The organism is Paenibacillus paludis, from assembly GCF_042610515.1.
GTDB lineage: Bacteria > Bacillota > Bacilli > Paenibacillales > Paenibacillaceae > Paenibacillus_AQ.
The window spans coordinates 150,434-163,610 of sequence record NZ_JBGJZP010000009.1; the positions used below are offsets into that span (position 1 = coordinate 150,434).

Consider the following 13,177-nt stretch of genomic DNA (forward strand, 5'->3'; position numbering starts at 1 on the left):
TTAGACTATTTTTGTAAACTGATCTTAAAGACAGTTGATTCCTTCCCGGGGTTGGCCAGTTCCAAAGTTCCGCCCATTCTTTCCGTATTTTTCAGGGCTATAGCCAAGCCTAAGCCGGTTCCTCCAGATGCCGTTCTGGCTTCATCTCCCCGCACAAAGGGATCGAAAAGGGTGGATCTGAGTTCTTGAGGAATCCCCACACCATTATCGGCAATTTCAATGACCATTCGGGTGGCCTGGGGAATGAGCTCAATCCGAAGATTCGTTCCGGGCGGATTATAAGTCAGAGCATTGGTGATCAGATTATAGACCACTCGTGACAGCAGTTCAGGATCAAAGAGCGCATAAATATCCTGATCGGGTACTTGGAACTGAAGCGTAAACCGCTTTTGTTCGATTTCTCCATACGAATCGGCGATAATTTCCCGCAGGAAGTCGCCAAGCTCGTGATGCCCCATTTTCAACAGGAAATCCGGCGAATCTGTTTTGAGCAGTTCCATCATATTTTGAATTAATTTAGTGACTTGGGAGGACTTATTGTGAATATATGACAGATATTTCCGCTGTCTTTCCACATCCTCGACGCGGCCTTCATACAGGGCTTGCGCATAACCCTGAATGCTGGTAACCGGAGTCTTCAGATCATGAGAGAGGTCCATCATCATCCGCTGCTTGCTTTCTTCCGCCAGCCGCGTAGCCTTGGTAGTTTTCTCAATCATATCTGCCATGTAGTTGAACGTTTCAGCCATTTGCTCGAATTCCTGCTCAGCATGGACAGAGATCCTGGTGCTGTAATTACCTTGGATCATTTCCTTTAATCCTTCGTTAATTGTTTTGAGCGGTTTGAGAATCCGCCGGGCTACAGAATAGCTGTAAACAACAACCAGCACCAGAAGCACCATCGCCCCAATCAAAATATAGAAGGTAACCGAATGGTTAAAATAGGACATAAACGGGTAGCTGTTAATGGAGATGTCAATACGGTCCCGTGGGATTTTCAGCAGCAGCCAGTCTGGCGAACCAGGGCCCGGGTAGCGGGACAATGAATAGTAATAATCCTGACTTCGATCATTCTCAAGCAGTTTATACAATTGTTCCTCTGAGTAGCTAATCATCTGATCCTGTTTATTTCCGATCACTTCTTTGATGAGCTTGCTTCCGTCCAAGATTTCAAGCCAGCCCCGGCTGCGCAGCAATTTCTCGGTTTCCGGTCCGGATTTGGGATTATTCAAATATTGGCTTGCCGTGACCTTTAAATCCGGATCCGCAAGTTGATAATCCTTTAGTTTTTGCGTCACATCCAGTTGTATAAACAAATAGGCGCCAAGCGAAATGACAAGAACAATGACAAGAAACCGTAAAAAGTCAAGGGCTAGCGACGTCTGCAGCGGCCGTTGGTTTCTAGTTCTCCACAGGCGCATTAATTTTGTACCCCAATCCCCGGATGGTTTTCAGATACTCAGGTTTCTTGGAATCCAGCTCAATCTTCTCACGGATGTTGCTGATATGTACCATGATACTGTTGTCCTCATACATATAGAAGTCTTCCCAAACCGCTTCATAAATTCGCTTGCGCGTGAACACCCGCCCCGGTTCCTCCATCATCAGCTTAAGGATTTTATATTCAGTGGAGGTCAACACAACCGGTTCCCCTGAGACATACAGAACACACTCGCTCAGATCTAGTGTCAGTGCTCCAAGTACAATTTTCTCAACCGCCGGCTCCTTCTCCACAGGAGAAACATCAAAATGATGGACTCTCCTCAGCAAAGCATTGACACGGGCAACGACCTCCAGCGGATTAAAGGGTTTAGAGATATAATCATCCGCTCCGAGCTCCAGACCGAGAATTTTGTCATGATGCTGGCTTTTGGCCGATAAGAACAGGACGGGAAAATGATACGCCCGGCGAATACTCTTAAGCAGCTGTAATCCATCCATCCCCGGCATCATAATATCGAGAATAGCTAAATCGATGGTATGCTCCCCAATGATATGTAAAGCGTCCATACCGTTGGTAGCCTTCAAAATATGGTAGTCCTTTTCAAGGTAAAGCTGCAGCAATTCGACGATTTCGAGTTCGTCATCAGCGATCAGTATCGTAAATATAATAAATCACCCCTACTCAATATAACTCTCTAACCTTTATTCATTCTAAACCAAACCTAAAGATTGGATAAATATTTATGGAATATTGTATTTATCTTTTTTTCATTCGTTCGAACGGGGCTTTACAGTTTCTTGCGCTGACTGTATAATTATTTTTAATTGTATACGGAATCAAACGGAGGAGCCTGCCAAAAGCGGGCTCTTTTTGTGTTTTTTTACTGGGAAAATAAGTTAATTATCAATACCTGAGAATTGTACAGAATGAATGGATACAACCGCAATAGCAGAAAACTAGAACATGAATAAAAGAGGAGGAGTGCTGGACCGTGCTGCATCTTGTAGTTTTACTTCCATTTTTGCTTGCTGCATTTATTCCGCTTACTAAATATTTGCCGCGTTTTCATGTGGGCTGGATCGTTCTGCCCTTGCCTGCAGCTCTATTTCTCTACTTCCTGACAAGAATCCCAAGTATTCAAGCAGGATCAAATCTAATGACAAGCTTCTCCTGGATGCCTTCACTTGGAGTCGATATTACACTTTACCTGGATGGACTCAGCCTGTTGTTTGTTTTGCTGATTACCGGAATGGGCGCTCTGGTGGTACTCTATTCCATTTATTATCTGAGTAAGCACTGCGAAGGGATTCGCCAATTCTACATGTACCTGCTGATGTTTATGGGGGCGATGCTGGGTGTTGTGCTGTCAGATAATCTGATGGTTCTATACGGGTTCTGGGAGCTCACCAGTATTTCTTCATTCCTGCTGATTGCTTTCTGGCACCGCCGGGAAAGATCGCGCTACGGTGCAATGAAGTCGATGCTCATTACGGTGTTTGGCGGTCTGGCTATGTTTGCCGGATTTAATCTGTTATACGTCATGACTGGAACTTATAGTATCCGGGAAATTGTAGCTGTAGCCGGATCTTTGCCGGGCCACTCCATGTTTATCCCGGCGATGCTGCTGATCCTGCTGGGAGCGTTCACGAAATCCGCGCAATTTCCATTTCATATCTGGCTGCCTGATGCGATGGAAGCACCGACACCGGTCAGCGCCTATCTTCATTCGGCTACGATGGTTAAGGCGGGAATCTATTTGGTTGCACGGCTCACCCCTGTATTTGCAGGTCAATCCGGGTGGTTCTGGCTGGTTTCGCTCACAGGAATGGTGACACTGATCTATGGAGCATTTAAAGCGATTAAGCAAAGCGATCTCAAAGGCTTGCTTGCGTACTCTACCATCAGCCAGCTTGGTCTGATCATGTCTCTGCTGGGACTTGGTTCGGCGGCTTCCTTTTTTGCCGGGAAGGAAGAAGCTGTTTTCTATACTATGGCTACTACAGCGGCTCTCTTTCATCTCCTGAATCATGCTGTTTTTAAAGGCAGCTTGTTTATGGTTGTCGGAATTATTGACCATGAAACGGGTACCCGGGATCTCCGCAAGCTGGGCGGGCTGATGTCCCTCATGCCCATTACTTTCTCGGTCGCATTGATCGGCGCATTCTCCATGGCGGGCTTGCCGCCGTTCAGCGGGTTCCTCAGCAAAGAAATGTTCTTTACCGCTATGCTGAATATCCGTGAGTTCGACATACTGAATACTGGCTCCTGGATGGGGATTTTTCCGGTAGCCGCCTGGCTTGCCAGTGTGTTTACCTTTGTGTACAGTATGATTCTCGTCTTTAAGACCTTTGGGGGTAAACTTCAGAAGGCTAAACTGGATAAAATGCCGCATGAAGCACCGCTCGGCCTTCTGCTGTCACCAGTGATGCTGGTCTCCCTTGCTGTAGTCTTTGCTTTCTTTCCTGAGCTTGTTTCTAATTCGCTGATTATGCCGGCCATGGCGTCGATCCATAACGGGGTATTGGCGCCTGAAGCTACGTTCGAGGTCTCGATTCATTTCTGGCATGGCTGGACACCGGAGATATTTATGACCATAGGTGTTATCGCTGCCGGTGTGCTGTTATACCGAAGCTACAGCCGGTTGCGGGTCTTGGACCGTGGGCCAAGCGGACGGAAAACGCTCAACCATCTCTATGATGGGAGCCTTCAATTGTTGGAGCGGGGCTCAAAACGCCTGACCAATGCTTATATGACCGGCTCCAACCGTCATTATTTGCTGTATATTTTCAGCTTCTTTATTATTGCGTTGCTCGCTGCTCTAATAGGACAACCGGGTATCAGCTTCGGCATGGAGCACTATGCGCCATTGTCCATTTATGAGACAGCGGTAATAGCCGTTATGCTGCTTGCGGCATTCGCGGTGCCTTTTGCCAAATCACGGGTCAGTGCCATTTTATTCACTGGCTGTGTCGGCTATATGGTAACGCTATTGTTCGTCATCTTCCGGGCGCCTGATCTCGCGCTTACGCAAATGATGATAGAGACGGTGTCGGTCATTCTCTTCCTTCTCTGCTTCAGATATCTTCCGAAGCTGAAGAAGGAGAAGGAACGCCTGCGGTTTAAGCTGCCGAATTTGATTATCGCCCTTGGTGTTGGTATCACCACAACTTTAATTGCATTGGCGGCGATGGGGAGCAGTCCCTTTGAACCGATTTCCGAGTTTTTCCTGAAAGAAAGCTACAATTCAGCCGGCGGTAAAAATGTAGTCAACGTCATTCTGGTGGATTTCCGCGGCTTTGATACCTTGTTTGAAATTATGGTGCTCGGTATCGCCTCAATGGCTATCTATGGCTTGATCCATTTAAGAATGGAACCTGGTCAGACTGAATCCGGAAAAGTCCATTCTGGAAACTCAGCCTTGCGGCTGCGGAGTAATGATGTGATCCTTCAGACCATGTCCAAGGGAATTGTCCTCATTATACTTACGTTCTCCTTGTACTTATTCTTTGCGGGCCACAACCATCCGGGTGGAGGTTTTATTGGAGCGCTGATGACTTCCGCCGCGCTTGTTCTGATGGCTGTCGCTTTTGGCATGGATACGGTCCGTAAGGTTATTCCGGTGAACTACCGCTTGATTACGGGAGCCGGATTGCTGATCGCGATTGTTACGGCATCGGGTTCCTTCATATTTAATGCACCGTTTCTCAGTCATGCCTTTGGTCATTTTCAATTGCCTATACTCGGGGATACAGAGCTTGCGACAGCGGTTCTGTTTGACCTGGGCGTGTATTTGGCCGTAGTGGGTGTAACCATGAACATCATATTATCGATCGGGGGGGATAAACAATGGAACTCATAATGGCGGTGGCTGTAGGGATTTTATTTACAATTGGTGTCTATCTGATTCTGTCCAAAAGTCTGCTGCGCATTGTGCTGGGAACTTCCCTGCTGACACATGGCGTCCATCTGCTGCTCCTCACGATGGCCGGACTCAAAAAAGGCGCTGCACCGGTGCTGGGAGACAATGCGGAGACTTATGTCGATCCCCTGCCGCAGGCGCTGATCTTAACCTCCATTGTGATCAGCTTTGGAGTTACTGCGTTCTATTTTGTTCTGGCCTACCGTTCCTACCAGACACTGGGTACGGATGAAATCGATAGTATCAAGGAGGAGAAAGAATGAGCAATCTGTTGGTGCTGCCGATTCTGATCCCCCTGTGTACAGCTGTGATCCTGATCTTCCTGAAAGAAAGAATCCGGCTCCAGCGCTGGATCAGCTCCGCCAGCGGATTACTGAATATCGGCATTGCTGCTGTCCTGGTCTCACGCGTTCACGATAAGGGTATACAAACCCTGCAGATGGGGGGATGGTCCCCGCCTTACAGCATTGTGTTCGTTGGCGATATGTTAGCGTCATTGCTGCTGCTGACGGCTTCGCTGGTCAGCTTTGCCATATTGCTCTACTCCTTCCGCAGTATAGGTGAGGAGCGGGAGCGTTTTTACTACTATAGCTTTTTTCATTTCTTGCTCGTAGGGGTATACGGTTCCTTCCTTACAGGGGACATCTTTAATCTGTTCGTCTTCTTCGAGGTGATGCTCATTTCTTCCTATGCGCTTATTTCTATTGGCGGGACGAAGCTCCAGCTCCGGGAGACGTCCAAATATTTGCTGATAAATATCGTATCCTCCACACTGTTCGTGGCGGCGGTAGCTTATCTCTATGCAGCAGTGGGCACGCTCAACATGGCCCATTTGTCCCAGCGTATTGCCGAAGCGGGGCAAGGCGGCGTACTTAATGTAATAGCCATTTTGTTCCTGATCGTATTTTCTTTAAAGGCCGGGCTCATGCTGTTTTATTGGCTGCCTGGATCATACAGTGCACCTCCGGTGGCGGTCAGGGCTTTGTTTGGCGCATTGTTGACTAAAGTGGGCTTGTATGCAATTATTCGTACATTTACCCTCCTGTTCGTAAACGATCCGGGCTTCACCCAGCCTTGGATAGCCTGGATGGCGGCGGCTACAATGATTCTGGGCGGATTGGGAGCTGTAGCCTATCAGGATATTCCCCGTATTCTTAATTACAATGTCATCATCAGCGTTGGTTTTGTCGCCTTTGGCCTGGCAGTTGGGACACCTGACTCTCTGAACGGGGCGGTATTCTATTTGCTGCATGATATGTTGGCGAAAGCACTGATGTTTATTCTCGGAGGAATGATCATCTCTGCCGCAGGAACAGAACACTTGAAGAACATGGGGGGGATGATCAGAAAGTACCCCTTGATCGGCTGGATGTTTTTTATACTGGCGCTTGCTCTGGTGGGGATTCCTCCGCTCAGCGGTTTTACCGGCAAGGTTCTGATCATTCGCGGAGGGTTGGATACCGGCATGTTGACCTTGTCTCTGATTGGTCTGGCGTCAAGCTTTCTTGTACTGTATTCCTTGATGAAGGTGTTCAGACTGGCATTTTGGGGAAATGAACCGGAGAAGGAATTACCAAAGGCCAACTTAAAAAGCGCTTCGGCCGTTGCTGCCGGACTGCTTGTTCTTGTTATTGCAATGGGTATTGGGGCGGAGTGGGTATACGCCTATGTATCGCAGGCCGGAGATATCTTGGTCTCACCCGGGCTTTATATTGAAGCTGTAATGAAGGAGTAGAGGAGATGGCTTTGCAAATACTGTTCAACCTGATGATTGCTTTCATGTGGATGCTGCTGAATAACAACAGTTCGGGCTCAAGCTTTATCGTGGGGTTTGTGCTTGGAGTGTTCATTCTGCTGATCCTGCGGAAATCCTGGACGCAGCCCTTTTATCTCAAACGAGTATGGGCAATGCTGAAGCTGCTGCTGATATTTATCCGCGAGCTGCTGGTATCGAGCTTTGTGGTGATCGGTCATATCGTTCGTCCAAAGCTGGCTATACGTCCCGGTATTTTTGCTTATGAGACTGCCCTAACATCCGCGTGGGAAGTCACTTTATTATCCTGTTTGATTTGCCTGACACCGGGAACACTGACACTTGATGTTTCGGGAGATGGAAAGATCCTGTACATCCATGCCATTGATATTGAAGATGCACAGCTGCTTACCGAGCAGATCAGAGGCACTTTTGAGCAAGCCATTATGGAGGTGACCCGCTGATGAGTCTGACTTTGTTAACTGCAGCGCTGATTATATTATCGGTGGCCATGCTGGCCTGTCTGTACCGTCTGCTTAAAGGACCGACCCGTTCTGACAGGGTTGCTGCACTGGATACGATAGGCATCCATGTGCTGGCCATGATTGCGGTAGTCTCTATGCTGCTGAATACACAGGATTTTCTTGAGATTATTCTGGTGATAGGCATTCTTACTTTTATAGGAACGACGGCGCTGGCCAGATATATTGAACGGGGCGTTGTATTTGAAGAGGGAGGTGACAGGCATGACCGGTGAGTTGTTCAGTTCGATTCTGGTGCTGCTAGGCGCTGTATTCTGCGGTCTGAGCGCATTCGGTTTGGTCCGGCTGCCCGATGTGTACCTGCGTTCACACGCCGCTACTAAAAGCGCGACACTTGGGGTGCTCTGTGTGCTGAGCGGAGCGTTTGTCTACTTCCTGTTTCACGATGGAACGGTTAGCTATAAGCTGCTGCTTGCTATCGTCTTTGTATTCATTACCTCTCCGGTAGCAGGCCATTTAAACGGCAGATCAGCCTACCGGTCGGGAGTCCCGTTATGGGAAGGCAGCATTCAGGATGACCTGAAGCCCTCCATGGAAGAGGATCAGGCGCTGTCTGTAGAACAAGATCGCTGACAGGAGCAGGCGAGCTGTGGAAGAGCAGCTCCACAATTCGCCGCTTCCGGCTGCGTTGTTCCGCAGAGAACCCCGCAGTTTACACCACACCCTGTTTAGATTTCATACACTTTAGATTATATGTGCGGCCATAGGCGTTAGCGTATTTGACGATCCGTTTAATCATGCTTTTGTCCTTCAGCTTGGTAAACGGACAAGGATCGGGGGAAGTATTCACTTCCAGAATCCAGGGCTTGAGGCGCCGGTCCAAGGCAATGTCCACGCCAATTTCCTGGAGGCCGGGAAAGGTTATGCTTAGCTGCTTGGCGGACTTCACACCCATTTCCTTCAGGGCCGAGATCAATGCTTTACGCTTCTCCAGGCTGGTGTAGGCGTTCAACAATACTTCAACCGGATAAATCGTCCCCCCCTGGCTCCCGTTTGTAACAACCTTGCGGGGATGCGCCACGCGTCCTGCAACCCCCGTAGCTTCCCATCCACCCTTAAGATTTCGCTGCACCATCACCCGGATATCGAAGGGGCGGCCTTCATAAACCAAAAGCCGGATCCCTTTCTGCACTAAATAGGACTTCCCCTGGGTCTCCTTTAAGATTGCGCGATAAGCTGTTTCGTAATCCGGGAAGCTGCGTACATGTATACCCGCCTGATAGCTGTATTGAATCCGTTCCTTCCGGGCGGTCTTTTCCATCCGCATCACACCTTTCCCAAAGGATCCACAGCATGGCTTAATGTAGACCATATTATATTTTTGCAGCATCTCATGCAGTGTGCTTTGATCCATTTTTCTCGTTACCGGGATGTATGTCCTTAATTCTTGGCTTCGAGCCATCACCTTTGTCTTCGTCAGCTTATTGGATATATGCCTTATTTGCTTCTTCATCTTGTCCCTCCGTCTCTATAGTTCCATAGGCTATATTACGGAAATGTTCAGTTTTTGATTGGGCATCTACACAGCAATAGAACACACCCGGAGAATTCTACATAAGATTATTGCAGGTGTTTATCTAATGAGGCTGCAGCATGCGGCCAATAGGAGGCGGCGAAGATGCTGCTCGGCAATTTGCAGGATAAGGTGCTAGAAGTCACCGGGGTTTTTCCTTGGTACAAGAGGCTGATCGGCGGGGAGAAGACGAGTTATAGCCTACAGAACCTTCCGCTTATGACGTCGGAGATTCTGGATACCCATTATTATACCCAAGATAGTGACCCTACTCTGGCCGTATACCGGACCTCGGGCACAAGCACGGGCCGCCGAAAAGCGATATTCTACTCAGAGGAAGACGATAAAAACTACATTGATATCAAAACAAAGCTGTTCGGTGAGCTGCTTGCGGGAAGCGGCTGTACAAGGGCTTTGGCGGACATGGGTACGGGACATGCAGCGAACACGGCCCTGTCCATATTTGAGCGGCTGGGACTCGAAAAGAGTTCAATACCCTTTGAGCTTCCCATCGAACAGCACATTGAACGGCTGCAAGCCTTTAAGCCTGAGCTGCTGTATACGATGCCTTCCATCCTTGACCATATCGTATATGCCGCCGGAAATCCGCGCGACTTCGGCATCCGCAAGATCATTCTGGTCGGGGAAATCGCCACACTGGGATGGCAGCGGAATATGGCGCGCCTGTTCGGTCTTGATCCACGGGACATCGTCGATACGTATGGCTCCATTGAAATGGGCACGATCGCTTATTACTCTCATGAGCTAGGCAGATACATCCTTGCCGACGGAATTTTTGCGGAAGGGCTCGGGACGGAGGCGTTAGGTGAAGATTTAAGGCCGCTGGGTAAAAATGAAAGTATTCTGGTTCTTACTTCAACCGTCCGCAAGATGATGCCAGCCATTCGTTTTGTTACCTATGATGTGGTAAGGGATTTCAGACCTGTGAAGATAGGCGGTGTGGAAAAGCAGAGTTTTGCCTCAATCGTCAAACGGGTGGGCCGGGAACTGAAGCATGGGGAAAAAATCAGCCTGTACGATATCGAACAGGTTGTATACCGTCATATAGAAGATGCGATCATCCGGGTGAAGGTAAGGAACAATGCGCTGACCATTTATATCAAAAGTAAATCGGCAGTTAACTCCACAGCTCCGGCAATCAGGGAGGAAATCAGGGAGTGCATTCCGGAAATCGGCATGATGATTCGGAATCACCTGCTTGACGATATTGAAGTCTTTATAGTGGCCAATGGCGAGACGCTGGAGAGCGGGCAGGTAAAGAACAAAAAGCTATATTACCAGAAAGATAAAGACAGGGCAGAGATGAACTTGAGTGGCGGCATACTGTCGACCATCGGAAATACGCCCTTAATCAAGCTGAGCAACCTGTTCCAGAACAGCGGGTTTGAGGTCTACGCCAAAATGGAGCTGCTGAATCCGGGCGGAAGTGCGAAAGACCGTCCTGCCCTGCGGATGATCCAGGAAGCTTGGAAGGAAGGTAGAATCAGGCCTGGAACTGTCATTATTGAATCGAGTTCGGGGAATATGGCGATTAGCCTGGCGATGATTTGCAAATATTTGGGGCTGCGGTTTATCAGCGTTATCGACCCCCGAACAACCGAAACTAATATTCAGATCCTGAAGGCTTTGGATGCAAAAATCGACTATGTCGCGGAGCCAGACCCGGAAACAGGCGAGTTTCTGCCTGCGAGGCTCACACGCGTACAGCAGTTATTGGCGGAGATACCCGGCAGCTTTTGGCCGAATCAGTATGGAAACGCAAATAATTATCTGGCCCACTACCATACGACCATGAAAGAGATCGTGACCGAACTTGGCCGGGTGGATTATTTGTTTTGCAGTGTCAGTACATGCGGCACGATCAGGGGGCTGGCGGAGTACGCAAGGGATCATGGGCTAAAGACCAAGATCGTGGCTGTCGACGCGGAGGGCAGCGTTATTTTTGGCGGAAATAAGGGCAGCCGGCGTTTCCCCGGACTGGGTGCCGGCATTGTACCGCCTTTCTGCAGAAAAGATCTAATCGACCATATCGTGTATGTTTCGGACTGGGAGATCATAAAAGGCTGCCGGGCGCTCTCGCAGAATGAATCGATCCTGGCCGGTGCATCCTCCGGAGGGATTATTGCCGCCGTCAAGCGTATGGAGCAAGAAATAACTCCGGGATCTCACTGCGCGGTCATTCTGCATGACAAGGGAGAACGTTACCTCGATACCGTATATTCGGACTCATGGATTCAGAACCAGTTCGGCCGGGATCTCTCGTCTGAAGACGGAGATGTCCCTACCTAATAGCCAAAGGAGGGAGTGGCATGCTGTACTTAAATGACCAGGATATCCAGGCGATAGGCCTTGAGTGGCCTGACCTTGTGGAGTCTGCAGAATCTGCGGTGCGCATTCTTGATTCCGGTGATTACGCACAGCCAGTTAAGCCTTATCTAAGGTATAACCATCCTCAAAACCGGATTATTGCAATGCCCGCGTATGTAGGGGGAGACGTGAATGCAGCAGGGATCAAGTGGATTTCCAGCTTCCCGGATAATATCGGGGCCGGTCTTCCCCGCGCACATAGCGTTATCATATTGAATGATCCCCATACGGGCCAGCCTTCAGCCGTTCTGAACTCGCCGCTGCCCAGCATCGTCAGGACAGCTTCGATCAGCGGGCTGATGATCCGTCACTTTATGCAGGCGCGGCCGCTGGAAAAGATTCAGCTCGGCATTATCGGCTGGGGGCCGATTGGGCAGCATCATTTTCAAATGGCAATGGCTCTGTACGGTGATCGAATTGAACGTATCCGCATCTTCGATCTAAGGGGAGCCGATCTGTCAGGAATTCAGTCCTGTTACAGGGACAGGATTGAAGTGGCAGAGACCTGGGCGGACGTCTATCTGAAGTCTAATATCTTCATCACATGTACCGTATCCGATCACCGGTATATCGATCTTCCCCCTGCAAAAGGTTGTCTTCTGCTGAATGTTTCTCTGCGTGATTATAAGCCGGAGGCGTTAGCTTCGGTGAAAGCTGTCATTGTCGACGATTGGGATGAAGTGTGCCGCGAGAATACAGACATCGAGCGGCTCCATCTGGAACAGGGGCTGACCCGTACCGGCACCCGTAAGATTAGCGACGTCGTCTGCCGAAGCGGCCTGACTGAATTCGCCGAAGATGAGCCGGTCTTTTTCTGCCCGATGGGGATGGCTGTCTTCGATATTGCAACAGCGGTATATTATGTAAAGAAGGCCAGGAAAAAAGGGATTGGGAGCGAGCTTGAGTAAGATGGGAGCAATTTGCTCTGCGCAAGGATCGTGTAATACAGCTTTTCACCGCTCGATATATGATGAGGTAGATCTAACACAAACAGCGCGAGCCAATGGATACTGGCACGCGCTGTTTGTGTTCTATTCCATTCTGTAAATTATCTTGCCACCGTAATAATATAGTTAACTTCTTTTTGAGGAAAGTTTTGTGAAATAGATATATTACCATTTACATTAATTTCTCGAATTGCTGGATAAACTGGACGACTATAAGAGTCGCTAGCAAAGCCTCCATAACTAGCCCCAAAAGAAACAAGTGGATGAATGTCAGCCTTACCCTTAGGAATACTTTCACCGGTTATGTTTGTTGCATTTATGGTGAGCTGAAATGTGTTATTGCTTTTATAAGTTATTGCATAGTCATTGATTCTCAGGTTTTTTATCCATCACAACAGTTTGTCCATCCATTTGAGTATTCTTTGAATTTCGGAAAATACAAACAATATAAGTTGAACTAAAGAACACCTAGAGGCAAAAGCAGCGGAGGGGAAGTTTGGAACTGTAGGAGCGCTAGCGACCGCCTTTGTCTACGGATTTCTACCGCTAAGAGCGGTATTGATCAAGAAATCTGTAGACAACAGCGGCCGGAAGTCCAAACATTCACCGCAGTTGTGTTCTATGCCGGCTCGGTAATTCTACCCCATGAAAGCAGAACTATACTTTCTTCA

The 13,177-nt window shown here is 48.6% G+C and carries 11 protein-coding genes; 8 read left to right on the top strand and 3 right to left on the bottom strand.

Annotation, left to right across the window (positions count from 1 at the left end; translation table 11 throughout):
* Positions 1–5 precede the first annotated feature (5 nt).
* The gene (locus ACAN56_RS18935) at positions 6–1,421 is read right to left on the bottom strand and encodes a sensor histidine kinase (protein ID WP_038589916.1); all 1,416 of its coding nucleotides are present in this window, start codon (positions 1,419–1,421) and stop codon (positions 6–8) included.
* Positions 1,402–2,112: a response regulator transcription factor gene (locus ACAN56_RS18940; protein ID WP_379145166.1), complete on the bottom strand. Its 711-nt coding sequence runs from the start codon at positions 2,110–2,112 to the stop codon at positions 1,402–1,404. Before ACAN56_RS18940 ends, ACAN56_RS18935 begins: the two co-directional genes overlap by 20 nt.
* A 323-nt stretch (positions 2,113–2,435) precedes the next feature.
* On the opposite strand from ACAN56_RS18940, the gene ACAN56_RS18945 reads away from it, so the two are divergent.
* From ACAN56_RS18945 to mnhG, 6 genes are read left to right on the top strand one after another with little or no spacing between them, the layout of a single operon-like run.
* Positions 2,436–5,303, top strand: a complete 2,868-nt coding sequence (locus ACAN56_RS18945) for a Na+/H+ antiporter subunit A (protein ID WP_379144962.1) — start codon at positions 2,436–2,438, stop codon at positions 5,301–5,303.
* Positions 5,291–5,626, top strand: coding sequence for a Na(+)/H(+) antiporter subunit C (locus ACAN56_RS18950; RefSeq protein ID WP_081966165.1), 336 nt, complete (start codon positions 5,291–5,293; stop codon positions 5,624–5,626). Before ACAN56_RS18945 ends, ACAN56_RS18950 begins: the two co-directional genes overlap by 13 nt.
* The gene (locus ACAN56_RS18955) at positions 5,623–7,098 is read left to right on the top strand and encodes a Na+/H+ antiporter subunit D (RefSeq protein WP_379144965.1); all 1,476 of its coding nucleotides are present in this window, start codon (positions 5,623–5,625) and stop codon (positions 7,096–7,098) included. The genes ACAN56_RS18950 and ACAN56_RS18955 overlap by 4 nt, the downstream gene beginning before the upstream one ends.
* Before the next feature lie 5 nt (positions 7,099–7,103).
* Positions 7,104–7,580: a Na+/H+ antiporter subunit E gene (locus ACAN56_RS18960; protein WP_379144967.1), complete on the top strand. Its 477-nt coding sequence runs from the start codon at positions 7,104–7,106 to the stop codon at positions 7,578–7,580.
* A complete protein-coding gene (locus ACAN56_RS18965) occupies positions 7,580–7,873 on the top strand; it encodes a Na(+)/H(+) antiporter subunit F1 (protein WP_379144969.1) in 294 nt (97 codons plus the stop codon). Before ACAN56_RS18960 ends, ACAN56_RS18965 begins: the two co-directional genes overlap by 1 nt.
* Complete coding sequence (gene mnhG / locus ACAN56_RS18970; RefSeq protein ID WP_379144971.1) at positions 7,863–8,231, top strand: monovalent cation/H(+) antiporter subunit G; 369 nt, start codon at positions 7,863–7,865, stop codon at positions 8,229–8,231. Before ACAN56_RS18965 ends, mnhG begins: the two co-directional genes overlap by 11 nt.
* A 79-nt stretch (positions 8,232–8,310) precedes the next feature.
* On the opposite strand, the gene ACAN56_RS18975 is transcribed toward mnhG, so the two are convergent.
* On the bottom strand, positions 8,311–9,111 hold the full coding sequence (locus ACAN56_RS18975; RefSeq protein ID WP_379144974.1) for a YheC/YheD family protein: 801 nt from the start codon (positions 9,109–9,111) through the stop codon (positions 8,311–8,313).
* Positions 9,112–9,276: 165 nt separating this feature from the next.
* On the opposite strand from ACAN56_RS18975, the gene sbnA reads away from it, so the two are divergent.
* Positions 9,277–11,481, top strand: a complete 2,205-nt coding sequence (gene sbnA / locus ACAN56_RS18980) for a 2,3-diaminopropionate biosynthesis protein SbnA (protein WP_379144976.1) — start codon at positions 9,277–9,279, stop codon at positions 11,479–11,481.
* Positions 11,482–11,501: 20 nt separating this feature from the next.
* Positions 11,502–12,467, top strand: a complete 966-nt coding sequence (locus ACAN56_RS18985; RefSeq protein ID WP_038589936.1) for an ornithine cyclodeaminase — start codon at positions 11,502–11,504, stop codon at positions 12,465–12,467.
* Positions 12,468–13,177 lie beyond the last annotated feature (710 nt).